The organism is Nitrosovibrio sp. Nv17, assembly GCF_900119085.1.
Classification (GTDB): Bacteria; Pseudomonadota; Gammaproteobacteria; order Burkholderiales; family Nitrosomonadaceae; genus Nitrosospira.
This window is the reverse complement of the sequence record NZ_FPIQ01000001.1, coordinates 316,538-341,558: the sequence shown is the minus strand read 5'-3', so window position 1 is coordinate 341,558 and position 25,021 is coordinate 316,538. Positions and strand designations below refer to the sequence as shown.

Below are 25,021 nucleotides of genomic sequence, written 5' to 3'. Positions count from 1 at the left end.
CTCAGGTGGAGCGTCCACGCACCGGCCTGAATGACGGACCGTACGTTATCATCCGCGCCTTTCTCCCGCAACTGCCTTCCCCTTTCAGGGCAAGGCCGGCCCCGCTCCGTGCACCGCATCCCTGATGCGCTCCAGTGCAGTGCGGAGGGTACGGCGCGGCGTGCCAAGGTTCAAGCGCATGAAACCGCTGCCGACCTCTCCGAACAATGTCCCCGGGCTCATGCCCACGCCGGCTTCCCGCACGAAGAAGTGCCTCAGCTGACTATCGTTCATCCCCAGGCGTACCGCCAATGCGCGGCAGTCCAGCCACAGCAGGTAGGTACCCTCCGGCTCGACCAGGCGGATCTCCGGGACATGGGCTGCCAGATATCCCGCCACTTCCTCGCGGCTGTGCCGCAGGTACTCCATGAGCGCGTCCAGCCATGGGCCACCCTCCCTGTAGGCAGCTTCAAACGCCACGATGCTGAACGGATTGGACGCACTCACGTGCATGGCATCGAACACCCGGGCGAGCGCATCGCGGCAAGCCGGGTCCGGTACGACGAGGGCGGACAGATTCAGCCCCGGTATGTTGAACGCTTTGCTCGGCGCCACGGCGGTCACGATATTCCTGCAGGTACCGTCCGCCTGCAGCGCCAGCCGGGCAAGCACGCGATGCCGGTTTCCGGGGTAGACCAGATCGGCGTGCACTTCGTCGGAGAAGACAACCAGATCATGTGCCTGCGCGATCCGCAGGACACGCTCCAGCTCAGGCTCACTCCACACCCGCCCCACCGGATTGTGCGGCGAGCACAGCAGCAGCAAGCTTGCGTCTGCCGCGCACTGCTCCAGGTGATCGAAATCCACGGTATAGCGACCTTCCCGCAGCCGCAGGGGGTTGTGCACCAGCCTCCTGCCACTGTCGGTTACCGCGGAAAAAAAGGGAAAGTACACCGGCGGCTGCACCACGACCGATCCACCCGCCGCGGAGAACGCCGTCACCGCCGCGTACAGCGATGGCACCACACCCGGGCACATCATGATCCACTCGCGCCGCACCTCCCAGTCGTGACGGTGTTTCAGCCAGCCCATCAACGAATCGTACAGGCTGTCCGGATAGACGGTGTAGCCGTACACCGGGTGCATCGCACGCTGCGCCAGCGCCTGCGTCACGGCGGCCGGAGCGGCAAAATCCATGTCCGCCACCCACAGCGGAATCACTTCATCCGTACCGAACACCTCCCGCCGTCCGTCGTACTTCAGGCTGGCAGTGCCCTCACGGTCGACGTCGCGATCGAAATCGACCGTCGGGACACTTTCGCCGCTCAGGGCACCCTTTCCCATACCGTCGTTTCGGAGAGCGTATGCTGGAACTTGCGCCGGGTCTCACGGATCACGAACGGTACTTCCAGGGGACCCCGGATCAGCCTGAAATGCCGGCCGAGGATCTCCCTAAGGCCGTCCAGGGTGGAGAAGCTCTCACCATCGCGTTTGAATCCTCCGATCCAGGCATCCTTCTTGGTGTGCTCCTCCAGCCAGGTATAGGGAGATGCGATGACCAGCAGCCCCCCCGGCTGGATGCGGGTGTGAATGGCCGACAGCAGCCGGGCAGGATCGTACAGGCGATCGATCAGGTTGGCCGCGAGAATCAGGTCGTAGCCTGAGAACAGCGGCTTGAGATTGCAGGCATCGCCCTGATAGAACGCCACCTTGCGCCTGGCGCCGTCCAGGCCCAGGCCGGCGAGGGTGCGCTCCTTGTAGTAAACGAGTTCTCCCTCGTCCGCCAGCGTATAGCGGAGCACGCCCTGGCTCGCGAGCTGGGCGCCCTGACCGATGAAACGGGCGGAGAAGTCGATGCCTGTCACCTCATCGAAGTGACGGGCCAGTTCGAAGGTCGCACGCCCGGATGCGCAACCGAGATCCAGCGCGCGCCGGGCAGGCCGGTCTCCCATGGCGGCGATCGCCAGTTCGGCCAGCGTCTGCGGAAAATTGGCCACGCCGAAGTATTCATCCCCATAATGGAATTCCGCGTATTCGGACAGGAGCCTGTCGGTTTCGTAACGGGAATCCAGCCGGATGGCGGGTGCCTCCGCCACCACGTAGCGAAAGCCGGCATGCTGGAAGAAATGCCGGCGGAAGGCGTAGCGGGCGCTCCTGCGCGACTCGTTGCCGCACGAGATCCAGGAGCCGCCCTTCATTAGATTATGGCGTCCGTCGAAGGTCGGCGTGGTGAAATCGTCGTAGTGCGGATGGGTGTCGAAGCCCTCGAACGGATAGATCGGCGTTTCCGTCCACTGCCATGCGTTGCCGATCACGTCGTAGAACTCCCCGTGCCGGAACTCATCGACGGGATGACTGGAAGCGGAGTGGTCAAGGTGAATGTTCGCGGCCGCGGGTTCCGCGTCCGAAATCTCGGAGAGCCCGCCCATATCGTACAGCCGGTACCATTCGTCCTCGGTGGGCAGCCTGAACGGCCGGCCGGTGGCCATGGCCTTCCAGTTGCAGAAGGCCTTGGCCTCGTGATAGTTCACCTCCACCGGCCAGTCCCAGGGCATGGGCACCTCCTCGGTCATCAGGCGCAGCCACCATTCTTCCCCACGTCGAATCCAGAACGTGGGACAGTGCGCACGCACATGACGTTGCCATGCACGGCCCTCTTCCTCCCAGCAATCCTCCAGGACATATCCGCCGGCCTCGACGAACGCCAGGAATTCCTGGTTGCTCACCAGATACTGCCCAGCCTGAAACGCGGGAATCTCCTCCGTGTGACGACCGTATTCATTGTCCCACCCATAGAAAGGATCGGATCGATCCTTGCCCAGGGACACCGTGCCGGCAGGAACGTCGATCAGCCGATTCCGCGGCGCCTCGCGGGACACCCGGCAAGGTGTCCACTCCGGATGCGGCTTGACGTATCGCAACGCATGCTGCCGTATGAGCACCGAAGAGGTCTCGAGGTGGATACGCTCGTGTTCGATTCCCATCAGTATCGTCCACCACGGGTGATTCCAGCCGATCGGCAGAGTCAGGGGCGCCTCCCGGATGATGCGATCGACGGTGCTGCGAACCGCATTGCGATAGGCCCAGACCTCCTCGACCGCGGGCCAGCGATAGTGGGTCGTGTTCAGATCATCCCAGCTCATTTCATCGACGCCGACCGCGAACATGGACTCGAATCCAGCATTGATCCGCTGCGTCATCAATCCCGCCAGCAGCAGCTTGTTGGTAAAAAAGGTTGCCGTGTGGCCCAGGTAGAAGATCAGAGGATGCCGCAGCGGTATCGGTTTCTCGAAGTAGGCTTCGTCCCCCTGCAATGTCTCGAACAGGCTTTCGTAGCGATCCAGCGTGGCATGAAAATAGGCGCGTATCTCCTCGCGTTTCGCGGTCACGTCCCCGTCTGTCAGACTCGGGCTTCTCTGAAACAACAGTTTCGGCATTGAACGCATGGCATCGATTTTCCGTTTTTCAAATGAAAAATTGCGCAAACATTATAACTTTTCACGAATTCGAATTGATACTCAATCGTCCGGGTTGAATCGCGAGCGAATCCTTGGAAGCGGGAGGCACGCCATCCGCTTCACGCTGCATGGGCTTGCTGCTATGATGCCTTTTATATTTGGAGCAGGAATCATCGCCTGCGCCCGCTGTCATATGAAGAGAATACAATCGGGATCCCAACCGGCCGCAAGCAAGGTGGACAAGCCCGATATCGGGCCGGCCGGCCCGATATCATCGTCAGGAGATCGTGCGTGAGACACTATTCGCTGGGTGTATGTCTTCTTCTTGGCGCATGTGCCGGCCTGCCATCCGGCGTCAAGGACATTCCGGTCAAGAATGTCTCCTACGGCCAGGTGATCCAGGATCCGGCGGCCTACCGGAATACGCCGGTACGATGGGGTGGCGTCATCATCGACGTGGAGAATGAGGACAGCTTCACACTGGTGCAGGTGCTGTCCTACCCGCTCAGCTATTACGGCCGCCCGCAGCTGAGCAGGGCAAGCGAGGGACGCTTCGTCATCAGGAGCGACGAATTTCTCGACCCGGCGGTATACGCGAAAGACAAGGAAATCACCGTTGCAGGCACGCTGCAGGACGACGTCGAGCGAACGATAGGCAAAAAGGTCGTACGGCTGCCGCTGCTGACTTCCCAAGCGATCCACCTTTGGCCCACCTACCAGGCCGGCCCCTACGGGTATGGCTACCCGGGGCCGTGGGGATATGGCTTCAGCCCCTACATGGGGTACGGATTTTATGGCAACCCGTACTCCTGGGGAGGATACTACCGGCCCTACTGGTAAAGCCGGGACAACCGGTGTCTCCGCGGTGCGCGCCGCCGCCCGTCCGTCCATTGCCGCATCGAACCCTCTCCCCGACAGGGCGAGTCATCGCACGATATTCCTCACGTCACGCACATGAATTGCTGCACTCCCCATCCGTAACCACAGGCCATGCGCAGATTCGCGCTTCTTTCCCTGACCCTGCTGGTTCTCCCTCCCCTGTTCCTCCTGGCGCTGACGGTACTGGCCATCGAAGATTACCCTCGCACAGATCGTCAGGTGATCCTCACCCCCGAGCACATAGAACGGGTGAAACGGATCGTCGATGCGCACCGCTACCAGGTTCGCCCCGGCATGCTGGCGTCGGCCGGAATCCTGCCGGGTGATGTCGATCTGGCGGCAAACTACCTGGCTCACCGACTGGGAAAGGGCAGTGCGCGGATCGCGTTGGCCCATCGGAATGCCAGGGTCCACCTGAGCCTCCCTCTGGATCGATACTTCATCGACGGCTACCTGAACCTGGAAGCAACGATGACGGAAACGACCAGCCTGCCCAGGCTGGAATCCGTAAGGATCGGAAGGCTTCCCGTTCCGGACGTGCTGACGGATGCGGTCGTACCCCAGCTGATCCGATGGCTGCGGAACAATCCGGAGTACTCGACGGGGCTGGACGCGCTCCATCTGGTCAAGATGTCGCCGCATGAATTGAAGGTGATCTACCGCTGGAACGGGAACATCCCGCGTGAAACCAGGACTTCGATCGTCAGCAGCGACCTGGGCGAACGCCTGTTCCGCTACCAGTCGGCGCTGACTTCGATCGTTCGGAGGCATGGCCGGGTGATCCCTCTTCCGGAAATCCTGATGCCGCTGGCACGCCTTGCGGTGCAAGGACGGGAAGACGGCGATGGCCCGCAGGAGAACCGCGCGCTGATCCTGGTCGCGACCTGCTACGTCCTCGGCGTCCCGCTGGAGAAGATTTTCCCTGATGCCGCACGCTGGCCCCGCCCGCCGCATCGGACCGTCACCCTCGACGGACGCAGCGACTTCGCCAAACATTTCATGGTATCCGCCGCGATTGCCGCTTATGCCGATACCATGCTGTCGGATGCGATCGGCCTGTACAAGGAAATCGAGGATTCCCGCTCGGGAAGCGGATTCTCGTTCAACGACATGGCCGCCAACCGGGCCGGCACGCGATTCGGCGCAAGGGCCGTGTCCGGCGCATCCTCCGCGCGGGAGATTCGGCGGCGAATCGCGGGGGGCTTGAGGGATTCGGATCTGATGCCCGCCTGGTCGGACTTGCCGGAATTCATGCCGGAGGCCGAATTCAAACGGCGCTTCGGCGGCATCGATGCTCCCGCCTATCACGACATGATGGAAAGGATCGATCGCAGGGTTGCCACCCTGCCCATCCTGGCCTCGCCGGGCGATGGCCGGGACGGGTCCGTCGCGCCTACAAGCGATTGAGGAAAGTGGAGATCGTGGGCCAGGTCCACGCGTCGAGCTCGCGCTCACCGAGGGGATCCGGCAGCTTGGACGGCAATTTCTCGTCGTCGCCCTGGAGCAGCAGCACCGGCATTCTTCCCTCATAGGCACACCGGATCTCCCAGCGCTGGCCATCCGCCCGGATGACGTTCTTCGTGACGATGGCGATCACGCCGTCACAGCTGGTCACCTTGTCCCGGCACTCCTCCTTCCAGGAGGGTTCCCATGATTGCTTGATGGGCATGTCCACGAACGCATAACCCGTCTGTTCCCTGTTCAGCTGTTCCAGCAACTGATCGCGCAGCTTGATGTCCCTCAGTGCGAAGCTGATGAATACCTTGTTTGTCTTTTCAGCCATCTATTCCCCCTGGAAGTCAGATTTACCACCGATGATTCCGAGCGCCAGGCCATCCGGCGTCGGCGCATCCGTCGGGTCAGGCGCCTGAGCCGCGGCGGGCCGTCGCCTGGATCTCGATGCGCATGCGCGGATCCGACAGGCCGGCGCAAATCATCATGGCCGCAGGCCTGACCGTACCCAGATACTTTCGCAATATGGGCCAGCACTTGGGAAAATCCGCGGCATCGGGCAGAACGTACACCACTCGCACGATATCCCGCAAGCCGGAGCCGGCTTCGTCCAGCGCGGCCTGGATATTGACGAAGCACTGCTCCGCCTGCTCCAGCAGATCATCCGAGATCGTCATCCTGCCGTAGTCGAATCCCGTCGTGCCCGAAACAAAAATCCAGTCGCCATCCACAACGGCGCGCGAATACCCGATCTCCTGCTCGAACGTGGAACCCGAGCTGATCAGCCGACGCGACATGACACGCCTCCCCCGCCGCCGGATATTCCCGCCACGGTGCAATCCCCGACCGGCATGAAGGGGGAGCGACCCCAACTGGAACCGGCCGCCGTACCCCGCGGGCTCAATTGGAAAAACACTGGTTCTTGTCCGACACCACGGTACAGGCATAACGCATTTCCTGTACCCCTCCGGCCCGGTTGAAGACATACTCCGCCCGTAATCCCTTGAATTGCTCGGGCGTGAATGAGACCGCATGGGGAATGAGACGCGCCTCGTTCCAGAACCTCACCCTGCAGAAATCGGTCTCGGAGCGGCATATCTTGCTGAGTGCGGCACCGTACACCGCCGTATCCATGTCCCGCTTGCTGTCGATCAGTACGAAATGGATGTAGTTTCCCGAACTTCCGAGCTCGATCGAACGCACGAGCTGCCAGCCATCACCGTGCAATGCCGGCTGAGACACAGCCTGCGGCTGCGCCTCCGGCGGCGGCACCGCGAAGACATGGCCCGAGAAAATGAATGCAGCGGCTACCACAATGATTCTTCCGTTCACGACCACTCCCTGGTTGAGCCGTTCCCCAGCCCCAAAATCCGGTTGACCACATTCCACCGCGCGGGATTGCATAAAGGAGCCCCTCCCGTCGACGACCCCGTCGCAGGGTCTTCATTTTAGCAACAAAGAAACGGCGGGAGCAAATCTATACGGGATAAGGAGCGGCAAGAGGCAGGGAGCCGGTAAACGAATGATATCCCCGCACCGGCATTTGGAAGCGAAAGCACGGCACCCCTCCGGCCAGCAGGATGCCCAGGCCGCAGGCCGGGGCGGGAATCCGCCCGATCCGATTTCAGAACGCCATCACCGCTCCCCGGACAGCGCCTGTGCCATGGGACGGAACTGCAGGTGATAGAACATGCTGAGATAGCGCATGGTTTCCTGGTGCTCGATGTTGCTGACGAATTTCCAGAAACCGTAGATCCTGGACAGGGTCATCATCCTCTCCGCGTAGAGGCGCCAGGTATAGTGGGATTCGACCCGCTTCAGGGCCATCTCGGATACCCTGTTCCAGAAATCCGGGTCGGCGGCGGAGCGTGCGAAGAAGTCCGCCATGGCCGCCGCGGCCGCGGCCCCATCGTTGGGATCGAAATGATAGCCCGAGACTCCATGCTGGATGATTTCACGCGGACCGCCGTAGCAGGTGGCGAATACCGGCAGCCCCGACGCCATGGCCTCGATGATGGTCAGTCCGAACGCCTCGAACCGCGCCGGCTGCACGAAGATCCCCCGCTTGTCGGCCACATGGCGATAGAGCTCTCCAGCGAGATTCTTTTCCAGGCGGGTGCCCAGCCAGCGCATCCGCCCCTCCAGCCGGTACTCGTCCATGATGGCATGCATGTGTTCGATCTCGGCGCGCTCCTCGCTGTCGGTGGAGGCAGCCGGGTCGATGTGTCCGCCGATGATCAGCAGATTCGCGGCATCCGACAGCGGCGGGCACTGCGCGAACCACGCCGCCAGCGACGTGAGGTTCTTGACCACGTCGAGACGCGCCATGGTGAAGATGAGGGGCTTGTCCGGATCGTCGAAGTGGCCGCGCCAGGGTGCACCCGGATCCGGTGCGTAGAGAAGCCGCTCGATGTCCGGCAGCACCGACTGGAGCCGGCGCGCCTGGTCGCGGTAGGAAAAATACACCTCAGCGTCGGCACCCGGCGAAACGATGTTGAACTTGGGATCGAAGAGATCGATGCCGTTCACCACCCGGTACAGGCCGGGCATGGTATAGCTCTGGTAGGTCTCGTACTGTCCCACCGTATGGAGTGTGCCTGCAATCTCCTGGTAAGTGCTGGTGATGATGAAGTCGGCGCTGTTCATGGCGATGAGATCGGCGGTGTACTGGCAGTTGAAGTGGTACTGGGCCTCGCTGTCGCGCCAGTACAGGGCGGAGTGCAGATACTTGCTCTGCTCCAGCGCATGGGCGATGTTGCACTGCGTGACCCCGGTGCGCTTGGAAACCAGCGAGGCCACCAGGTTGCCGTCGGAATAATTCCCGATCACCAGGTCGGGGCGCCCGTTCAGCTGCGCCAGCGCCTCGCGCTCGACGTCATGGGCGAAATCCTCCAGATAGGGCCAGATCTCGAAACGGGAGATCCAGTGGCTGACGATCTCGCCGCTCGGCCTGCGGAAGGGCACGCGCACGATCCAGGCATTGCGGGTGCCGTGCACCTTCTCCAGCGGCTGGTTGCACGACGTGGTTCCGGCCTCGGGAATCAGGCGCGTGCATACCAGGATCTTGGGCTGCACGTCTATCCCCTGCAGCAGCAGGCGTTCGCTCATTTCCCGCTCCAGCGCCCGCACCTGGTCGAGGATATATACCACCTGGCCGCCGGTATCCGGCAATCCCAGCACGCTGTCCTGCCCGAAATAGCCGTGCGGCGAGAGAATCAGCAGTTTCGAGACCATCGGGATGCGCGCCAGGAAATTCTCGAGTATCTGCGGGGAAGCCGCCTCGAGGATATCCACCAGCAGGCTCATGGTCTCGCTGACGCGCCGCGCGCGATCGCCCCAGCCGGGCGCGAACCCCAGTTCGCCCAGCGGCCCCGCGATCTCCCGCCAGGGCGTATCCTCCGCATGGCTGTCCAGCAGATAGAGTGCGTGTCGCAGGCTGGTGCGCAACTCCGCCACGTCGCCGAAGCCGCGATTCAGCATCAACTGCTGCCCCTCCATGGAATGGACCGCGAGAAAGTGCAGCAGCTTGGTGGTGCCGCCGCCGGACTGGGTGAACAAGGCGCCCGCGAGCTGCCGGTTGAGAAACATCACGCCCTGCCCGATCGACCGGATTTCCTTGAGCCTCGGAAAATCGCGGTTGAAGGGCGCAAAATCCAGTTCCAGCACCGGCTCATGCGCGCCCTCCGGGCGAACCAGCGATTCCTTGAAGGCCAGGTACTCGGATACGCCGATGCGTTCCGGCAACAACAACTCCTGGTGGATGCGCAGGTAGGACCAGCGTCCCGCGCCTTCACGCAATGCCAGGCAAACCAGCGGAGGCTTGCAGGCCGCCTCCTGCAGCAGCTTGACCAGCTCGTGCAGCGGCGTATTGGCGAGCGGCAGGGGATGGGAGACGCATGCCTGGTTGAACGCTTCCAGCAGGTCGGAACGCAGCAGCAGCACGCGTTCCAGCTCGAACCACTTGCGCAGCAGCGCGTGGAGTTCGTCACGATGGTCCGCTGCCCAGGCTTCAAGATGTTGGATCATTTCCGGCCTCCAGGTTAGAAACACCGAATGCGTAATGTGCCATGCCTTCCAGGATCCCGTCGGCATGGGTGCTGCGGGCGAAATAGATCTGCTCGTTGCCCTTCAGAACGTCCAGCTCACGGCTGTGATTGGCCACCACCACCCCCAGGGTATCCCCGACCAGCATCTCCAGATCGTTTCCGGAATCGCCCGCCACCAGAAAGGCGCGCAAGGGCAACCCCCACTTGTAGGCAAGGTAGCGTATCGCCCGGCCCTTGGAAGCGCGTACGGGCAGCACATCCAGGTATGCCTGGCTGGAATAGACGAGATGGACGGGCAGACGCCGGGCGTGCAGCAACGCCTGGATTTCGGGAATGGGCGGCAGTTTATCCGGATCGACATCGTAGCTGAGCTTGAATTCGCGCTGGTTCTCCAGCGGCTGCAGGGCCAGTCCCGCCACGTCGCGCAGCACCTCCTCCACCCTGTCGCGGCGCCACGCATACCGGATGAGATTCCGCCATCCCGAATCGCGCCGGAGTTCCCGGCCGTAGTGTATCTCGCTGCCCACCGCCGTGATCATCACGTCCGGCGGCGGCACGCCCCATTCCTTCAGTATCGCGACGGCGCTTTCCAGCGTGCGTCCGGTGGCGATGCCGAAACCCAGGTCCGGCGGCGTGGCGCGCAGCACTGCGAGAAATCGGCGCAGGGCGGCGCTCTCGCCGAGCAGGGTGTTGTCGATATCGCTGATCAGCATGCGCGACACGAAAGGCAGCGGATGCCGCTGGGTGGAACGGAATACCTCCATGTCACGCCGGATCTGCTTGCGTTCATGGCGCAGCAGACGGGAGACGGCGCGCAGGTACTTTCCCACGTGCGCCTCCCACGTATAGTGCCTTCTCACCCCCCGGACGCCATTGCGCGCCCAGTTGCGCCAGCGCTGCGCATCCGCCAGCACATGCTCGATCGCCTCGGCCACGGCCGCCGGATCCAGGGGATCGATCAGCAGTCCGTTCTCGCAATGGGTAATGATGTCGCGCGGCCCCCCGTCCTCGGTCGCCACGACCGGAAGGCCGCTGGCGGCGGCCTCGATCAGCGTCAGGCCGAACGGCTCGGTCAGGGCGGGATTCACGAATACGCCGCGGCGGTACGCCGCGAGCCGGTAGAACCCCGGGATATCCGACGCCTGGTGATGCTTGGGAAGCGCTACCCTGCCCCACAGGTCGTACCGGTCGATATCCAGCAGCAGATCGGTCATCACCTGGCCCTGTGCCGCCTCCAGCGTGCGGATATCCTCGCGGTTGCCGGCAACGATGGCAAGGTTGGCGCGCTCGTGCAGCGAGGGCGACCGTCCGAATGCCTCTACCAGCACGCCAAGATTCTTGCGCATCTCCGGGCGGCAGATCGTCAGGATCAGGGGCTTCCGGGGCTGCTCCAGGAAGCGGTCGATGAGACCGGCGATTCCCGGTTCGAACGGCCGCTGGCGGGTGGGCGGCGCGAAGCGCGATACGTCGGTCCCCGGCGGGATCACGAGCGCGTGCTCGGGCTGGTAGCTGGCATACAGGGCGTACTGCTCGCTGCTCTCCTGGGTGGTGCTGGTGATGATCACGCTGGCATGCTGCAGCACCGCTTCCTCGGCGGCGATACGCCGCTGGAAATTGAATTGCCGTTCCAGGGCGTGGGGCTTGCGCCCCTGTGCCAGCAGGCGCTGCAGCTTGCCGCGTCCGAGCGAGTGGCCGGTATGGATCTGGGGAACACCCAGCAATTGCGAGAGCTGCGTGCCGACATAGCCGGCATCGGCATAATGGCTGTGGATGACGTCGGGCAGGCGCGCCTGCGCACGCAGATACAGCAGCGTTCGATCCACCAGTTGGTCGAGGTAGGGCCAGAGGCCCTCCTTGCGCAGATAGCGGCGCGGGCCGCAGCGCAGGCGGATGATGCGCGCGCATCCATCCAGCGGCTCTTCGGGGCGCGCATAATCCTCCGACACCGCGGCATCCTCCACCAGGCGGGTGAGCAGGTCGACCCTGCCGACCTGCGGCTGGCGCGCGAGTGCCCTAGCCAGCTCCACCACGTACAGGGTCTGCCCGCCGGTATCGGCATCGCGCCCGAGCTCCAGATCGTGCCCGCGGATCAGCCCGTGCACGCTCAACATCAGCACGTACAGCTCATTCATCCGCGTGTCCGTCGATTTCGCCGAACCATCGATCGAGGAACGGCCTGTAGAAATCCCCGTCCTGCGGAATCGCGCCGCGTATCCCGCATATCGCGCCGGCAAACGCGTGCGCCCGCTGCAAGGCGACGGATATCGCCCAGCCGTGCAGCAGGCCGAGCATGAAAACCGCGGAAAACGCGTCACCGGCCCCCACGGTATCGCGGATCTGCACCGCAGGGCCGGCGGCCGTTCTCGTGATCCGCGCGGCATCATCCATCCACCAGGCACCCTGGGCACCGCAGGTCACCAGCATGCCCCGCAACCGGTAGCGCCTGATCAGCGCTTCCGCCTGGGTTTCTGCAGACGCCTCCCGGAGATCGAGCAGACGAGCGATGCAGGCGAGCTCGCCATCATTGGCCTTGACATGGTCGGCCTGCTCCAGCGACCAGTCCAGCTTCTCCGTACAGACCCACGGATCACGCAGATTGACGTCGAAGAAACACTGTCCGGTCACCACCTCCAGTACCCGGCGCAGCGCCAGGTGCGAGGCGGCACGCTGCGCCAGGGTTCCGAAGTACACCAGGTCGGGCGCGAGATCCCGTGCCGCCGCGCACGACCGGTCGGGATCAATGTGGTCGTAGGCGCGATCGGGCAGGATGTCGAAGCGATGGCCTTCCCCGGACAGAACCACCTCTACCGCCCCGGTCGGGCGCAGGGAATCGCGCTGGATACCCTCCGTCTCGATTCCGGCTCCCCCCAGCGCCCGCACCAGAGATGCCCCCGCCGCGTCTTCCCCTATGCGGGTCACCAGCAGCGGTCGGCAACCGAATGCCTGCAGATGCCAGGTCACGTTGAAAGGCGCTCCACCCGGCGTTTCCTGAGCTGGAAAACGATCTATCAGGATCTCCCCGAACAGCAGGACGGGATGGCGGGCGATGGTCATGCTCGACGATTCATGGCAGAGAAACGGGAAAACCGGGCCGCCGGAAGATTCGTTGAACTCCCGTGGAGCGCGAACCGGACTTGAATGACGAATGATAGGCCGTCCGAACGCGGGCGTATGTACGATTGTTCACGCTCGCGGCCGGCGATGGCACGAAACCGACCTGCATCCCTTCCGGAATGCTGCCGGTTAGAACTTGTAGCCGCGATGCAGCGCCACCACGCTGGCACTCAGGTTGAAATATTCCACCCGCTCGAAACCCGCATCCTGCATCAACTGCTTCAGTTCCTCCTGGGAAGGATGGACACGAATGGACTCGGCCAGGTAGCGGTAGCTGTCCCGATCCTTGGCGATGAGGCCGCCCATTGCGGGCAGAATCTTGAAAGAGTAGGCATCGTAGAGCGGCTGCAGCGGCTTCCACACCTTGGAGAACTCTAGCACGACCACGCGCCCGCCCGGGCGCAGCACGCGCAGCATCTCCCCGAGCGCCTTGTCCTTGTGGGTCATGTTTCTCAGCCCGAACGCCACGCTCACGCAGTCGAAATGATCATCCGGAAAAGGGAGGTGCTCCGCATCGCACTGCGCCACCGATACGGCTGCCCCCGCATCCAGCAACCGGTCGCGGCCGATGGTGAGCATGGCATTGTTGATGTCGGTCAGCCAGACTTCCCCTTCCGCGCCGACGCGATCCATGAACAGCGCGCTCAGGTCGGCGGTGCCGCCGGCGATGTCGAGCACCCGCCCTCCTTTTCCGATGCCGCTCGCCTTCACGGCGAAGCGCTTCCACAGGCGGTGCATGCCTCCCGACATCAGGTCGTTCATCAGGTTGTAGCGTTGCGCCACCGAATCGAACACACCTGCCACCCTGCGCGCCTTTTCCGTCTCCGGTACGGCGGCGAAGCCGAAATGGGTCGTTTTAGTCATGAATGTCCATTCCCGATGAAATGATTCCGGCATGCCATGGGCTATTCCGGGCCATGCCTCCCGGGGGAGGCGCGCGGGGTGGCAACAGGCGCGCGACTCATGCCCGCCGCCGCCATGCGTTCGAGATACCGCTGCCACATCTCGTCCTGGTTGAGGCCGTAGTCGTACAGCAGATCCCATGAATACAGGCCGGTATGATGGCCGTCCGAGAACACCAGCTGGACCGCGTAGTTCCCCACCGGCTCGATATGGTTGACCGTCACGCCCTGCTTGCCGGCCTGCAGCACCTCCTGCCCCGGCCCATGCCCGCGTACTTCCGCGGATGGGGAATACACCCGCAGGAATTCGCACGAAAGCCGGAAACGCTTCCCATCCGAGAAGGCGATCTCCAGGAATCCGGATTTTCTGTGCAACCTGATTTCGGTGGGAACGGGCGTCCCCTTGCTCAGCCCCGCCATCTCGATGCTCCATCGGCAAGCCCACATGATAAACCAGGGCACCGGAAACGGAAACCCGCCGGGCGACGGCCGGCGGCGATCAGCTCCGCAAGACGGCGTGCCTTCGCCATTCTTCCGACGGTCTGCGCCTCATGCGGCACGTGCAAACTCCGACGGTGCCGGAACCGGGACACGGCCGTCATTGTGCGACGTGGCCGCATTCCCTACAATCGAGCCTTGCGACCCGCACCGACGACGCATGCAGAGTCTTCCAGTCGCACCGCCCAGGAAACACCCCGTGAGCCGCTATCTCGTACAACTGGACTTCATCTCTTTCCTCAAATTCAATTCGGTGGCGTTCTGCTGCGCCAACACATTGTTTTCGCCCTTCAATGCCTTCCATACCTTTCAAGGCAGCGGCATCAGCCGCGCGCTGCTGGTGCTCCTGCTCGCGCCCCCCGCCGGCCTTCTCCTGGGACTGGTCTTCGGAGCGCTCGCCTTCCCGCTCTACAAGTTTCTCACCAGCCGCAGCCGGTTTCTCGCAACCCTTGCCGGCACCTTCCAGGAACTGCCGGGCGAGGATGCGGACGCGGCGCCACCGCCCGGCGATGACTGACGGCCTGCAGACGGCCGGGAGCCGGCGTTGAAGACCCGATCCACCGTCGCGGAAGTACTCGCGCGCATACCCGGCCCCGCCACTGCCGAGTGGCCCATGGGGGAAAGATTCGCCGTCGCCCTGGCGCACGGCACCATGTCCGTCGAGTACTATGCCCCCATCGGCCATGACCCGCAGACCCCCCACGACCAGGATGAAGTCTACTTCGTGCACCAGGGCAGTGGCACGCTCGTCGTCGAGGGAGAACGCCACCCGTTCGAAGCGGGAGACTGCCTGTTCGTGGCCGCCCACGCCGAGCACCGTTTCGAGGATTTCTCCCGGGATTTCGGCACCTGGGTGGTCTTCTGGGGCCCGAAGGGGGGCGAGAAACCGGACGGCGCCTGACGGAACGGCCAACCGCCGTTGAATGAGCATGCAATCGCAATGAATGTTTCACTCCCATTCGAGGCAACCCGGCAACTGTCGGAAGCATGTACCGTCCTCGAACGCCACCTGGCTGGAACGCTGCAGGCCATCCACCTGCTCGGGTCAGCCGTCGACGGGGGACTCGAGCCACATAGCGATATCGACCTGCTGGCGACGGTGAGCGCACCGTTGTCCCTATCGGTTCGACGCGCGCTGATGACGGACCTGCTGTCGGTCTCCGCGAGGCCCGGAGGCAGCGCCGCCCGGCGCCCGCTCGAAGTGACCGTCGTGGTGCAGCGCGAGGTAGTGCCCTGGCGCTACCCGCCGCTGCGCGAACTCCAGTTCGGCGAATGGCTCCGCGATGAGCTGCAGGCCGGAGGCGTACCACTCCCCGTTCCGGATCACGATCTCGCGATCCTGCTGACGAAAGCAAGAGCGCGCAGCGCCTGTCTGGCCGGCACGCCCGCGCCCGAACTGATCGATCCCGTTCCCAAGGAGGATTTCGTCCGGGCGCTGGCCGACACCATCGCGCAATGGAACCGGGAAGCGGATTGGCAGGGCGATGAACGGAACGTGGTGCTTGCACTTGCGCGCATCTGGTTCAGCGCATCGACCGGCGGAATCACGCGCAAGGATACCGCCGCCACGTGGGCGCTCGAACGCCTGCCGGATGAGCACAGGCCGATCCTGATGAATGCGCAGGCAGCCTACCTGGGCACCGCCCGGGACGACCTGGGCGCTCGTGCGGCGGATGTGGCGGCGTACGTGCGCCACGTCAAGGCAGTGGTTGATAATATCTGCTCAGCCAGGCGACCGTTTGCCCGTAGCCACGTGTAACGGCTGCAGCAGTTGCTCAACAGGTACATCTCCCGGTGAACACCTGCCGATACGGATTCTCCATCCGCGTCCCTGCCACGTCCCCGTCCGACAGGTCGACCGTATTCCGAGGTTATTCAGGACCGACTCGTTACTTGAACACGGTCAAGTCAAATGATGTGTGACGGTGTGCCATTGCACAGACCAGAGCCTGCTGCCTTGGCTAATGTACGAACTGTAAGAATTTGTAAATTATTATCTTTGTGCCATTTCTCAAACATGAATCCATAAAATGCACGCGAGAATCATTATCTAATTCCGAGAGAATATCATGACAGTATATTATTTTCACAACCCCCATGAAAATCCCGGCCAGCCCGAGAAAAAACCTGATCCGCCGGATAAACCCGTCGATCCCAGGCCATTTGATCCAGATCCGTCCCCGGGAGACCCGATCGTGGATCCTGCAGACGAGCCTCTGCTTTGATTTGCAGGTATCCGCCTCGCGCATTGGGAGCGCCATTGACATCGGCATCAAGTGCCGGGTGTCACACATCATATTTGACACGCAGGTGCTGAATATACGATCCGATCTGCCCGGCATGCTTCTCAGCATGGTCATGCGCGCCTGAAGCGCCGCACTCAGGAGAAGAATTATGGAAAACATTATCGCAGGACGATTTGAAACGGAAGATGAAGCCAAGTCAGCGGCGGCATCATTGGCCCCTTTAGCAAACAAGAATGATATTTTCATTTTTTTCAACAACCAGCCGGGGGCTCATGATGCAGACGGCAGACCCGCCGATCAGGATGCCGCAGAAAGCGCCGCAAAAGGCGGGGCAGCAGGCGCGGCTGCCGGAAGCGCCGCCGCAGGTATCGTCGGAACCGTGGTCGGGGGGCCTGCCATAGGCGCAGTGGCCACTGCTGTTGGTGGATATACCGGTTCACTCATGGGCACAGCGCGAGGTCTATCGGGAGTAAACGAGCATGCAAGCAATGCCTCACATTCGCGGTCAGCCGGAATGATGCTTGCAGTACGCGTTGCGGATGCCAAGAACAGACAACGGATAATCGATCGCTTAAGACAGCATGACGCTGCGGACATCGAGACTGCGAAAGGCGAGTGGAGGAATGGGGAGTGGCTAGACTTCGATCCAATGAGTTCACCACAGCTCGCAGGTTAATCCCTCGTTACGTCGAATGCCACCACGAAGCCGGTGGCTTACCCCTATGGATTCATCTCCGCATCAAGAATCGGGGCGTAGCGGTATTTCGAGAGCAGGGCCGCGCTGCCGGTGGTCATCGCCATGACGCTGCCCTGGCAGTCGCCGTGGAAGTAGCGCACGCTGGGGGGTGCTGCGCTGTCCATGGTGATCACCTTGCCGATGGGATGGCCCCCGCCGTAGAGGGTGTGACGGTGCTCCACGGCGCCGCCTGCGTAGCGGGCGCGCTCATCCGCACCCGCCGGTGCTCGGGGTCGTAGGTCCCGGCGGTGGCCTGGCCCAGGGCGTTGGTGACGGTGGCCACGCGGCGCAGGGCGTCGCGCTTCTCGGTGACGCCGTGACCCAGGATGCCGGTGCGCACCCGGGTCAGGCCGTCGTAGGCGACGATGAGGGCCGCGGTGGAAGAGCTGTCCGGCTCGAAAATAACAAGATCTGACCCCATATTACTGTTCTCCGGCGGCGAGCAGGTCGAGCACGTCCTTAACCCGGATGCGCATACCCCGGATGCAAAGCCTGCCCTGCCGCATGGCTCACGCCTCGTTCCGGCTGAAATCCGTCACCGTCGTGAACACGAAACAGGACAGGCCCTAGAATTTATAGGTCAACCACGCCGTGAAATAATCGACTAAATTGTTTCCCGGATCGTCATTAAAGGCAGGTCCCGGAAAGAAATGGACATAGCTGGCCAGCATAGTGACGTGCCGGCTGAAATCCCAGGCTACCGTCACCGCGGGGGAGCTCCCCGAAAATCGCTTCTGATTGACTTGAATCGAGCGTATAGGCAAGGTCGCAATGGAATAGAATCCATCATGAGTACTTTCTCGCCAGAAGAATCCCCAGTCCAGCGTCATTCTGAGCTTCGCGGCCAAATAGATATCGACGGAAGGATGTATATGGATAAAATTCGATGGCCCAAGCAAATCAGCCAGATTAAAGTAGGCTCCGGTCGGGAAAAGGGGGTTGTATGTCTGGAGATTGGCTGAGTCTGGATTCCGATCCCCACTGGTAATATCCAGTGTCAACCCCAGCCGGGGACGCAATGGCAGATCATTCAGCCAATAGCGCAGATTGGTGGCTACCGCCCAGGCGTTGATATCTCCGCTACCAAACCGGCCGAACTGCCAGATAAACTCGGCATTATATTCCCATGGCGCTGGCTGTCCCCATAACCGGGCGCCCAGCGTGTGGCGTACTTCGTGTGCGGTGCCCTGGATAAATACCCCCTGCCTGTTCTCGAAACCAAGGTAATACAGATCGGCATGCCCATCAGGCAGAAACGAATGAGGGCGAACCGCATAAATGCCCCACAGGGATTTATTCCGATCTGGATCATCGTCGAACACGCGGAAACGGTTACGCACCGGTTTACCCCAAAACCCATCGATTGCCCATTTCCCCGTTCGGAAGAGTACCCGAGCCGCATCGAACGAACGGCGCGTATTCGGCACCTCACGAACAGAAACGAGTCGGCCAGAGCCATACTCGAACTCCTGCCGCCCTAGCCGCCAGGTAGCTGACGTACTCTCGGTGAACGGAATCACAACATCCATGAACCCCTGATGTACGTCGAACGCATTTTGATCCACTTCCGGGCGCGCGCCCCCGACTCGGCCATGTTCCAGACTCGACATGAACTGGCCAAAAAAGCGGAGATGTGGCCCCAAATGTAGATCGCCATGCAGAAAATAACGCTGCAGCAGGTAGTCATTGGTTCCCCGGCTGTTGGATGGGCCGCTCCCGAAACCGGGATTGCGGTAGAACTCATACCGCTGCCGCATTTCACCGCCGATCGAGAAAAACCAGTCGTCTCGATCGCCAGGAGAACCAAGTGGGATATATTTGACAGAATCCCAGAGGTCGATATGACGATTGGGATCTCTGAGATACCTGTAGTCCTCATCGTAACGCAGCAGCTTGAATGGTGGAGCAGCAGGTATCATCGTCGCATTCTTTTGGACAACGGCTGTCTCCATCGATCGGGCAGGTGGTACCTCTTGGGCTCCACTCGTAGAAACAGACAGCATCCCGTTCGTGAACAAAATCATACCGGCAAACACAATGGCATCTCTTTTATTCGGCAGCCTGGTCACTGTTATACGCCCAACTTGCATATGCACAATCGATCACAAGGCGTGCCCATGAAGGGCGGCATGGAGTACAAGGCACCATATAAGTCGAAGAAATAGCCTAACGGCGTGAGGCCCCCCGCCAGGTCGGCGGCCTTGCCTGGGCTGAGAATTCCGTCTTCACCGGGAGTCTCGTCCTCGTCGGAGATCTCGAGCGGTTCGACATCCCCCCTGCGCCATATGAATGGCCCGGAAGGGGGGGTGGGGGACTGTACCGCCGGTGGAGCATTGTCGAACCTTTGGGCGAAGTCTGCAGGCGAACGCCCAGGGCCGCTCATTCCGCCGGATAGCCCGCCGGCCAGAGTGTCGCCGAGCAGGGGGTTGACGGTCACGAGAGGGTTGATCCATCTGCCTTCGGTTATCTTGATCTCGTTCAGATTGGATTGATACCCCGACGGATCGGTGTAGGCCAGGGGGTTGTTGAACACGTAGCCGTAGCGGTTGAGGCTTTGCAGGTCGTGCGGCGCCTGCACCAGGGGGTCGGCGGAGATGAAGCGCGCCAGCACCGGATCGTAGAGGCGCGCGTTCATGTGGGTGAGCCTGATCTCCAGCATCTCGTGCCCGGCGTGCCCCTGCCGGGTGGCGAGAAGGCCGCTGGCCCTTATTCCCCCTTATCTACTACTTTTAGCACTCAACATTTCATGCTCAATAGTCAGCCCAATGTTCCTTTGCATATTCAAGTTTTAGTCTCTCAGACTTAGTAAGATGATTCTCGATCGATATATATAGATCAACGATTCTTTTAAAATCTCGTTTCTGCCAAGCTTCTTCGACCTCGGATCGAACTCGCTGTACCTTCATGCCTTGCATTAACGCATCTGCTTTTGAATGTCTGAATGTCTTTAACCGTCGAAAAAACATTCGATCACCCGCCAGCGCTGGTTGTGCATGAGCCTCTACTTCTCTAGCCAATTGATCCACAAATGGTCGAAGTCGCTTCTCGTCTGCGATTTGAAAAGACATTCTGCGATTCCGTGGCAGCACTCCTTGCATGTCGAGAATGTCCGTCAACGAATATAAATTCTGAGTTTGATTAATTTCTAATCGAGGTCCGACGAACACCTCCAGCCCCCCCGAACGAATATCCCGTTTGATTATGACAATACATTTATCCGTTTCATACTGCGACTGACCTGCTTTATTTTTTGTGAAACAAAAACCCGCATCGTTCAAAAAGGAAAACGCCTGATTCACGATACCGATAAATCGTTCGCTCATGGTCTAGTCGGAGGGTACCACATGGTACTTCCCGGATCATAATTCGCTTGACTACAAAATCTGGAACTTCAGTCTAACTCAGGACATTAGGGCAACGGCCACAAGCCGCTCACCTCCATGCAGCTTGACGAACTCACACTTGACTAACTCGCCCGGTAAAAATTCCCAATGCTCGTCACCTGGATCATAATCGGAGGTTGGAAACAACCGGTAAAACCCATCCGACGTACGCTCTGCCTCAGTAGGCCGGAACACGTCCGTGCCTTCGTCCAACAGGCGAACATAAACGGTAGCTGTGCTCATCGATGGAGATCCCAGTCGGAATAATCGAAGTTCTTGCCACCGACGTGAATAATTTTATTGGTTTTACTATCAATTACTATTGATTGACCAGTTTCAGGGTGGACATGCCGCATCGCGGGATTTCCTGGACTTACCGCATTCCGTGTGGGAATCCCCTTCATACCAAGCGCCTCACCAATCTGCTTTTCGTTCCAACCCCGCTTAACCATCTGATTGGCCCAGGTGGTGGCGGATTTTCCACTGCCAAGTATCCACTTCACCGTCCCCACCGCCGCCCCACCCACTCTTTGAACGGAGCCTGCGAAAGGGATTATACCCAGCAGCCGCTCCCAGGAGGTGAGCCGCTTCCTGCCGAAGAGCGTCTCCCCATACAGGGCATCGCGTAGGCCCACAGCGGGGCCGGGTGGCGAGGAGGCCGTTGGCCGCCCCGGTGACGATGCTGCGCCTGCCCCAGGGGTCGTAGCGGTACTTGGAGAGCAGGCTGGCGCTTTTGTTTTTGCGGCGGCGCCGCGATGTCCATGGTGATCACCTCCCGATGGGATGGCCCCCCGCCGTAGAGGGTGTGTCCGAAGGAGATCTTGGGGGCGGCTATCGGAAAACAGCACCTGCTTCACGTCTCGGTTCTAAATTGAACCGTGGTGAGAAACCACACCTAAATATAAGAGGTAAAAAAAGAACACGAGCGCGATCAGCGCACTTCGATGAGGCGTTCGCCCTGCTGGACCATCGTTTCGACCTGAGGCAGCAACTGCTCGAACCATTGGAGCAAGGCCCGGCGGCTGGTGCTGCCAATGCGCAGCCAGAGAACGATCGGAGCGGTGCCACCCTGCCGCAGCCGGTGCGGGAAATCCTCGTCCTTGGTGACGAGGATGGCCTGTTTCTCCACGGCATAGCGCCAGATCGGGGAGTCATCGGCATCCCGCAGACCGATGTCGGCGACGTGTTCGGCGCGGTGGCCGCGCGAAGTCAACAGCTGGGCGAGGGCGGGCGGAAGCTGGGCGTCGATGACGAAGCGCATGGGCTACCGGCGACGAGAACGGGGTGATCGGCTTCGGCGGCGGCATACTCCAGACAGGCCCGGATGTCTTCGGCTTCAAGGTAGGGATAGTCTGCGAGGATTTCGACTTCCCCCACTCCGGCGGCGAGCAGGTCGAGCACGTCCTTGACCCGGATGCGCATGCCCCGGATGCAAGGCCGTCCGCCGCATTGGTTCGGGTTGAAGGTGATCCTGTCCATAACGGGATGATCATAACCTACGGAGGATGGCGGGTAAAGGGCGCGGGGAATACACCTATAGGATGCCTCTGCCGGCAGCCGCTCCAGTGCTCGGTGACGAGATTGTAGCGGTAGAGAGGGATGTCCTCTCAGACAGATACTCATGACTTCCACCGGCCAGGACATCTCCGCCAACATGGAGAAGAGACCACCATTATTCCAGCCACACGAGGCCGCCCACCCCCGGGGCAATGCCCTCGGCCACGCGCTCCCTGCGTTTGGTCTTGAAGGAATAGGCCCAGAGGTCGTAGCGCTCCAACATGAAGGTGCCGTCCAGCCAGCCCATCGTGGGCTTGTTCATCAGCAGAACGTCCTGCTTCTCGCTGTAGGCCAGTAGCAGGAGATACCCTTTCGGCAGATCGATCGGCTCGACCCGGCTGCCGTCCAGGCTGACGAGGTAGTACCCATTATTTCCGTAGGTCTCGCAGATCAGCTGGCTGCTCGCGCTGCGCCAGGCGCACGGGATGCACTTGCCGAACGTCCATTCCGGCAACCGCTCCAGGTGCTCGGTGACGAGGTTGTAGCGATAGAGGGGGATGTCCTCTTCTCCCTGATATTTCCTGAAGACGATCTCGTCGTCCGAGACGCGCACGATCGGGTCCGACGAAATTACTCCTTCATCCGGCGCGATCTCCCTCGCCTCCGCTTCCGGATGGTCGAGGTCGGCCAGGAAGAGTCGGGGGCCGGTTTCGCGGCTGCCTTGAATGAAGAAGAATTTGCGGTGCCTGGGCATGTACAGGGGTTCGGTTCCCCTGCGAAGATCCTTGACCTCCAGGGAGGAAAGTGTGAGGAGGGCAAGCCTGCTTGGTTCGGCAAGCCCCTCCGACCCTATCAGGAGGGTGTCGTTGTCCACCACCTCGAGGAAGGACCGGAGCTTCGGCCAGTCGACCAGCGGTTTCGGGATACGGGTGGCCAGATCGAAGGCATGGAGCTTGTTGCCGCGCTCGTAGATCAGGGTGCCCTGCATGGATATCTTCTCCTGTGCGCCGCAGCCCGGAATCAGGCACAGCAGCGCCAGCAAGGACAGGAAGACGGGCCAGGCCCTCATGGCTTCCACCGGCCAGGACATCTCCGCCAACATGGAAAAGAGACCACCATTATTCCAGCCACACGAGGCCGCCCACCCCCGGGGCAATGCCCTTTGCCAGCCGCTCGCGACGCCCCGTCTTGAAAGAATAGGCCCAGAGGTCGTAGCGCTCCAACATGAAGGTGCCATTCATCCAGCCCATCGTGGGTATGTTCACGATCAGGATGTCCTGCTTCTCGCTATAGGCCAATGGAAGGAGATACAAGAAATCCATCGGCTCAACCCGGCTGCCGTCCAGGCTGACGAGATAGTGCTCTTCCCCTTCGTATGTCGAGCAGATCAACTGGCTGCTCGCGCTGCGCCAGGCGTAGGGAAGGTATTTGCCGAATACCACTGCCGGCAACTGCTCCAGGGCACCGGTGACGAGGTTATAGCGATAGGGTGGGGTCGTGCCGCCATCGCCCCGGATCTTGAAGACCACCTCGTCATCCGAGATGCGCACGAGCGGTGCCATGGACGAAAATTCTCCTTCATCCGGCGCGATCTCCCTCACCTCCGCTTCCGGATGGCCGAGGTCGGCTAGGAAGAGCCGAAGTCCGATTTTCCGGTCTCCGTCCTTGAAGAAGAATTTGCGGTGCCTGGGCATGTAGAGGGGATTCTTTCCCTCCCGCAAATCCGTGGTCTTCAAGGTTCTGAGATTGAGCATGTGAATACGGTAGTCTCCTGCCGTATCGACCAACACTTGCTCTCCATCCACACCGGCCAGCGAGGGACTTCCATGGTGATAGAACCAGTCGATCAACGGCCTCGATGTACGAATGGCCAAATCGAAGGCGTGGAGCTTGTTGCCGCGCTCGTAGATCAGGGTGCCCTGCATGGGTATCTTCTCCTGTGCGCCGCAGCCCGGAATCAGGCACAGCAGGCATATCACGACCATCCAGTGTCTCATGATTCATCCCTCCCTACGGACCCAGGCGGGGTATCGCGGCGCAGTACGCCTGGCAGTTGTTGTGCCAGAAGGTATAGTCGCCGGCTTCGAACCCTTCCATGGATCTCAGATAATTGCCCAGATCGGACGGCCCCTGGAAGGGTTCGCTAAAAAGGAATCCCTTTATATGATCGTTGTCAAATCGAAGGTCGGGACGAACGCCGTCCGGAAAGAAACCCATCGAGACAGGATCACCGTCGGGATCGAGATAGACCACGCCCGCGTGGTAGACCCCAAATCAGATTGATGAACCCGGTATTGCCGAAACTTTCCAGCATCGTTGAAGGTTAAGCGATCCATCAATGATTGCTCTCTCACTGCAAAATTCTTAAGATCAAGAATCTTGCCAACCACTGTCCCTCATATGTCCTGCCACAGATTCTGGATCGAGCTTGCTCAACAAGGGCTCTATAATTCGGTCGAAGTTGCCCAGATGCCAGTCTCCATCCATTCACGAATTACCGCTAGGAATTGCTATGACGTTTAGACTAGAAGCCGGTCAAGACAGAGCCTTCAGGATCAGTAGAACGTGAGCGTATTCCAATCAGGCCCAATTACCTTGCCTTCTTCGAAGCGCACAATCTCCAGTTCGTACAAGCGATCATTTTCGTCAGTAAATAAAATTACATCGAGATAGGCTCCATCCTGATCTTTTGCCCTGCTATCAGCTATCACTCGTCCACCTGATTTCGGCGGATGTTGATATCCAGGTATTTCAAAACGAATAATTGTGTCGTCATCATTCATAGGTAATGCTGTTGCTTGCGCCAAGTCAGCCATGATCTGAGCCCGCTT

30 protein-coding genes are annotated in these 25,021 nt (G+C 60.9%); 7 read left to right on the top strand and 23 right to left on the bottom strand.

Going from position 1 to position 25,021, the window contains the following annotated elements; translation table 11 throughout:
- Nucleotides 1–84 precede the first annotated feature (84 nt).
- On the bottom strand, nucleotides 85–1,323 hold the full coding sequence (locus tag BT108_RS01535) for a MalY/PatB family protein (RefSeq protein WP_072292763.1): 1,239 nt from the start codon (nucleotides 1,321–1,323) through the stop codon (nucleotides 85–87).
- On the bottom strand, nucleotides 1,305–3,425 hold the full coding sequence (gene ovoA, locus BT108_RS01530) for a 5-histidylcysteine sulfoxide synthase (RefSeq protein WP_072292762.1): 2,121 nt from the start codon (nucleotides 3,423–3,425) through the stop codon (nucleotides 1,305–1,307). Before ovoA ends, BT108_RS01535 begins: the two co-directional genes overlap by 19 nt.
- A 303-nt stretch (nucleotides 3,426–3,728) precedes the next feature.
- Here ovoA and BT108_RS01525 point away from each other — a divergent pair, with 303 nt between their 5' ends.
- Nucleotides 3,729–4,277: a Slp family lipoprotein gene (locus tag BT108_RS01525; RefSeq protein WP_072292761.1), complete on the top strand. Its 549-nt coding sequence runs from the start codon at nucleotides 3,729–3,731 to the stop codon at nucleotides 4,275–4,277.
- A 150-nt stretch (nucleotides 4,278–4,427) separates the two neighbouring features.
- The gene (locus tag BT108_RS01520; protein WP_072292760.1) at nucleotides 4,428–5,723 is read left to right on the top strand and encodes a YfiM family lipoprotein; all 1,296 of its coding nucleotides are present in this window, start codon (nucleotides 4,428–4,430) and stop codon (nucleotides 5,721–5,723) included.
- Here the strand turns inward: BT108_RS01520 and BT108_RS01515 are convergent.
- The 8 genes from BT108_RS01515 to BT108_RS01480 form a co-directional block, all read right to left on the bottom strand.
- Nucleotides 5,710–6,099 (bottom strand): TIR domain-containing protein, encoded by a 390-nt coding sequence (locus BT108_RS01515; RefSeq protein WP_072292759.1) that lies wholly within the window; start codon nucleotides 6,097–6,099, stop codon nucleotides 5,710–5,712. The genes BT108_RS01520 and BT108_RS01515 overlap by 14 nt on opposite strands.
- A gap of 76 nt (nucleotides 6,100–6,175) precedes the next feature.
- Complete coding sequence (locus tag BT108_RS01510; protein WP_072292758.1) at nucleotides 6,176–6,565, bottom strand: RidA family protein; 390 nt, start codon at nucleotides 6,563–6,565, stop codon at nucleotides 6,176–6,178.
- A 103-nt stretch (nucleotides 6,566–6,668) separates the two neighbouring features.
- Nucleotides 6,669–7,100: a hypothetical protein gene (locus BT108_RS01505; protein WP_072292827.1), complete on the bottom strand. Its 432-nt coding sequence runs from the start codon at nucleotides 7,098–7,100 to the stop codon at nucleotides 6,669–6,671.
- A 303-nt stretch (nucleotides 7,101–7,403) separates the two neighbouring features.
- Nucleotides 7,404–9,794 carry a sucrose synthase gene (locus BT108_RS01500; RefSeq protein WP_072292757.1) on the bottom strand — a complete coding sequence of 797 codons (2,391 nt, stop codon included), beginning with the start codon at nucleotides 9,792–9,794 and terminating at the stop codon, nucleotides 7,404–7,406.
- The gene (locus tag BT108_RS01495) at nucleotides 9,778–11,946 is read right to left on the bottom strand and encodes an HAD-IIB family hydrolase (RefSeq protein WP_072292756.1); all 2,169 of its coding nucleotides are present in this window, start codon (nucleotides 11,944–11,946) and stop codon (nucleotides 9,778–9,780) included. The genes BT108_RS01500 and BT108_RS01495 overlap by 17 nt, the downstream gene beginning before the upstream one ends.
- Complete coding sequence (locus tag BT108_RS01490; RefSeq protein ID WP_072292755.1) at nucleotides 11,939–12,868, bottom strand: PfkB family carbohydrate kinase; 930 nt, start codon at nucleotides 12,866–12,868, stop codon at nucleotides 11,939–11,941. The genes BT108_RS01495 and BT108_RS01490 overlap by 8 nt, the downstream gene beginning before the upstream one ends.
- A gap of 189 nt (nucleotides 12,869–13,057) precedes the next feature.
- On the bottom strand, nucleotides 13,058–13,792 hold the full coding sequence (ubiE, locus tag BT108_RS01485) for a bifunctional demethylmenaquinone methyltransferase/2-methoxy-6-polyprenyl-1,4-benzoquinol methylase UbiE (protein ID WP_072292826.1): 735 nt from the start codon (nucleotides 13,790–13,792) through the stop codon (nucleotides 13,058–13,060).
- Between the two features lie 41 nt (nucleotides 13,793–13,833).
- The gene (locus BT108_RS01480) at nucleotides 13,834–14,250 is read right to left on the bottom strand and encodes a gamma-butyrobetaine hydroxylase family protein (protein WP_072292754.1); all 417 of its coding nucleotides are present in this window, start codon (nucleotides 14,248–14,250) and stop codon (nucleotides 13,834–13,836) included.
- Between the two features lie 277 nt (nucleotides 14,251–14,527).
- Here BT108_RS01480 and BT108_RS01475 point away from each other — a divergent pair, with 277 nt between their 5' ends.
- The 5 genes from BT108_RS01475 (at nucleotide 14,528) to BT108_RS13715 (ending at nucleotide 17,250) form a co-directional block, all read left to right on the top strand.
- Complete coding sequence (locus BT108_RS01475) at nucleotides 14,528–14,845, top strand: hypothetical protein (protein WP_072292753.1); 318 nt, start codon at nucleotides 14,528–14,530, stop codon at nucleotides 14,843–14,845.
- Between the two features lie 27 nt (nucleotides 14,846–14,872).
- Nucleotides 14,873–15,229: a cupin domain-containing protein gene (locus BT108_RS01470; protein ID WP_072292752.1), complete on the top strand. Its 357-nt coding sequence runs from the start codon at nucleotides 14,873–14,875 to the stop codon at nucleotides 15,227–15,229.
- Between the two features lie 39 nt (nucleotides 15,230–15,268).
- Nucleotides 15,269–16,087 (top strand): aminoglycoside adenylyltransferase family protein, encoded by an 819-nt coding sequence (locus BT108_RS01465; RefSeq protein WP_072292751.1) that lies wholly within the window; start codon nucleotides 15,269–15,271, stop codon nucleotides 16,085–16,087.
- A 338-nt stretch (nucleotides 16,088–16,425) separates the two neighbouring features.
- Nucleotides 16,426–16,698: a hypothetical protein gene (locus BT108_RS13720; protein WP_177257223.1), complete on the top strand. Its 273-nt coding sequence runs from the start codon at nucleotides 16,426–16,428 to the stop codon at nucleotides 16,696–16,698.
- A 24-nt stretch (nucleotides 16,699–16,722) separates the two neighbouring features.
- A complete protein-coding gene (locus BT108_RS13715) occupies nucleotides 16,723–17,250 on the top strand; it encodes a hypothetical protein (protein WP_072292749.1) in 528 nt (175 codons plus the stop codon).
- A gap of 44 nt (nucleotides 17,251–17,294) precedes the next feature.
- Here the strand turns inward: BT108_RS13715 and BT108_RS13710 are convergent, their stop codons facing one another.
- The 13 genes from BT108_RS13710 to BT108_RS01405 form a co-directional block, all read right to left on the bottom strand.
- The gene (locus BT108_RS13710) at nucleotides 17,295–17,435 is read right to left on the bottom strand and encodes a hypothetical protein (protein ID WP_177257222.1); all 141 of its coding nucleotides are present in this window, start codon (nucleotides 17,433–17,435) and stop codon (nucleotides 17,295–17,297) included.
- Between the two features lie 5 nt (nucleotides 17,436–17,440).
- Complete coding sequence (locus tag BT108_RS01450) at nucleotides 17,441–17,731, bottom strand: hypothetical protein (protein WP_072292748.1); 291 nt, start codon at nucleotides 17,729–17,731, stop codon at nucleotides 17,441–17,443.
- Between the two features lies 1 nt (nucleotide 17,732).
- Nucleotides 17,733–17,816, bottom strand: coding sequence for a DUF433 domain-containing protein (locus tag BT108_RS14250; protein ID WP_072292747.1), 84 nt, complete (start codon nucleotides 17,814–17,816; stop codon nucleotides 17,733–17,735).
- A gap of 60 nt (nucleotides 17,817–17,876) precedes the next feature.
- Nucleotides 17,877–19,262, bottom strand: a complete 1,386-nt coding sequence (locus BT108_RS01440; protein ID WP_218184787.1) for an alginate export family protein — start codon at nucleotides 19,260–19,262, stop codon at nucleotides 17,877–17,879.
- Nucleotides 19,263–19,381: 119 nt separating this feature from the next.
- The gene (locus BT108_RS01435; protein WP_255369567.1) at nucleotides 19,382–20,020 is read right to left on the bottom strand and encodes an RHS repeat domain-containing protein; all 639 of its coding nucleotides are present in this window, start codon (nucleotides 20,018–20,020) and stop codon (nucleotides 19,382–19,384) included.
- Nucleotides 20,021–20,060: 40 nt separating this feature from the next.
- On the bottom strand, nucleotides 20,061–20,633 hold the full coding sequence (locus BT108_RS13415) for a hypothetical protein (RefSeq protein ID WP_143142334.1): 573 nt from the start codon (nucleotides 20,631–20,633) through the stop codon (nucleotides 20,061–20,063).
- A gap of 299 nt (nucleotides 20,634–20,932) precedes the next feature.
- Nucleotides 20,933–21,196 (bottom strand): hypothetical protein, encoded by a 264-nt coding sequence (locus BT108_RS13405; protein WP_143142332.1) that lies wholly within the window; start codon nucleotides 21,194–21,196, stop codon nucleotides 20,933–20,935.
- 428 nt (nucleotides 21,197–21,624) lie between these two features.
- Nucleotides 21,625–21,954, bottom strand: coding sequence for a DUF5615 family PIN-like protein (locus BT108_RS01430; RefSeq protein WP_072292745.1), 330 nt, complete (start codon nucleotides 21,952–21,954; stop codon nucleotides 21,625–21,627).
- On the bottom strand, nucleotides 21,903–22,172 hold the full coding sequence (locus BT108_RS01425; RefSeq protein ID WP_072292744.1) for a DUF433 domain-containing protein: 270 nt from the start codon (nucleotides 22,170–22,172) through the stop codon (nucleotides 21,903–21,905). Before BT108_RS01425 ends, BT108_RS01430 begins: the two co-directional genes overlap by 52 nt.
- Before the next feature lie 193 nt (nucleotides 22,173–22,365).
- The gene (locus tag BT108_RS01420; protein ID WP_143142331.1) at nucleotides 22,366–23,259 is read right to left on the bottom strand and encodes a hypothetical protein; all 894 of its coding nucleotides are present in this window, start codon (nucleotides 23,257–23,259) and stop codon (nucleotides 22,366–22,368) included.
- 49 nt (nucleotides 23,260–23,308) lie between these two features.
- Entirely contained in the window at nucleotides 23,309–24,187 is an 879-nt protein-coding gene (locus BT108_RS01415) for a hypothetical protein (protein WP_143142330.1), read from the bottom strand.
- Nucleotides 24,188–24,200: 13 nt separating this feature from the next.
- Entirely contained in the window at nucleotides 24,201–24,443 is a 243-nt protein-coding gene (locus BT108_RS13400) for a hypothetical protein (RefSeq protein WP_143142329.1), read from the bottom strand.
- Between the two features lie 302 nt (nucleotides 24,444–24,745).
- Nucleotides 24,746–25,006: a DUF6984 family protein gene (locus BT108_RS01405; protein ID WP_143142328.1), complete on the bottom strand. Its 261-nt coding sequence runs from the start codon at nucleotides 25,004–25,006 to the stop codon at nucleotides 24,746–24,748.
- Nucleotides 25,007–25,021: the final 15 nt, after the last annotated feature.

Bases quoted from the DNA above. Each gene is read 5' to 3' on its own strand.
- BT108_RS01510 (WP_072292758.1), bottom strand. From the start codon at position 6,565: ATGTCGCGTCGGCTGATCAGCTCGGGTTCCACGTTCGAGCAGGAGATC.
- BT108_RS01425 (WP_072292744.1), bottom strand. From the start codon at position 22,172: ATGGACAGGATCACCTTCAACCCGAACCAATGCGGCGGACGGCCTTGC.
- BT108_RS01405 (WP_143142328.1), bottom strand. From the start codon at position 25,006: ATGGCTGACTTGGCGCAAGCAACAGCATTACCTATGAATGATGACGAC.
- BT108_RS01515 (WP_072292759.1), bottom strand. From the start codon at position 6,099: ATGGCTGAAAAGACAAACAAGGTATTCATCAGCTTCGCACTGAGGGAC.
- ubiE (WP_072292826.1), bottom strand. From the start codon at position 13,792: ATGACTAAAACGACCCATTTCGGCTTCGCCGCCGTACCGGAGACGGAA.
- BT108_RS01480 (WP_072292754.1), bottom strand. From the start codon at position 14,250: ATGGCGGGGCTGAGCAAGGGGACGCCCGTTCCCACCGAAATCAGGTTG.
- ovoA (WP_072292762.1), bottom strand. From the start codon at position 3,425: ATGCGTTCAATGCCGAAACTGTTGTTTCAGAGAAGCCCGAGTCTGACA.
- BT108_RS01535 (WP_072292763.1), bottom strand. From the start codon at position 1,323: ATGGGAAAGGGTGCCCTGAGCGGCGAAAGTGTCCCGACGGTCGATTTC.
- BT108_RS01440 (WP_218184787.1), bottom strand. From the start codon at position 19,262: ATGGAGACAGCCGTTGTCCAAAAGAATGCGACGATGATACCTGCTGCT.
- BT108_RS14250 (WP_072292747.1), bottom strand. From the start codon at position 17,816: ATGCGGCAGGGCAGGCTTTGCATCCGGGGTATGCGCATCCGGGTTAAG.
- BT108_RS01450 (WP_072292748.1), bottom strand. From the start codon at position 17,731: ATGGGGTCAGATCTTGTTATTTTCGAGCCGGACAGCTCTTCCACCGCG.
- BT108_RS13415 (WP_143142334.1), bottom strand. From the start codon at position 20,633: ATGAGCGAACGATTTATCGGTATCGTGAATCAGGCGTTTTCCTTTTTG.
- BT108_RS13715 (WP_072292749.1), top strand. From the start codon at position 16,723: ATGGAAAACATTATCGCAGGACGATTTGAAACGGAAGATGAAGCCAAG.
- BT108_RS13710 (WP_177257222.1), bottom strand. From the start codon at position 17,435: ATGGACAGCGCAGCACCCCCCAGCGTGCGCTACTTCCACGGCGACTGC.
- BT108_RS01465 (WP_072292751.1), top strand. From the start codon at position 15,269: ATGAATGTTTCACTCCCATTCGAGGCAACCCGGCAACTGTCGGAAGCA.
- BT108_RS01420 (WP_143142331.1), bottom strand. From the start codon at position 23,259: ATGAGGGCCTGGCCCGTCTTCCTGTCCTTGCTGGCGCTGCTGTGCCTG.
- BT108_RS01520 (WP_072292760.1), top strand. From the start codon at position 4,428: ATGCGCAGATTCGCGCTTCTTTCCCTGACCCTGCTGGTTCTCCCTCCC.
- BT108_RS13720 (WP_177257223.1), top strand. From the start codon at position 16,426: ATGAAAATCCCGGCCAGCCCGAGAAAAAACCTGATCCGCCGGATAAAC.
- BT108_RS01415 (WP_143142330.1), bottom strand. From the start codon at position 24,187: ATGAGACACTGGATGGTCGTGATATGCCTGCTGTGCCTGATTCCGGGC.
- BT108_RS01430 (WP_072292745.1), bottom strand. From the start codon at position 21,954: ATGCGCTTCGTCATCGACGCCCAGCTTCCGCCCGCCCTCGCCCAGCTG.
- BT108_RS01495 (WP_072292756.1), bottom strand. From the start codon at position 11,946: ATGAATGAGCTGTACGTGCTGATGTTGAGCGTGCACGGGCTGATCCGC.
- BT108_RS01500 (WP_072292757.1), bottom strand. From the start codon at position 9,794: ATGATCCAACATCTTGAAGCCTGGGCAGCGGACCATCGTGACGAACTC.
- BT108_RS01490 (WP_072292755.1), bottom strand. From the start codon at position 12,868: ATGACCATCGCCCGCCATCCCGTCCTGCTGTTCGGGGAGATCCTGATA.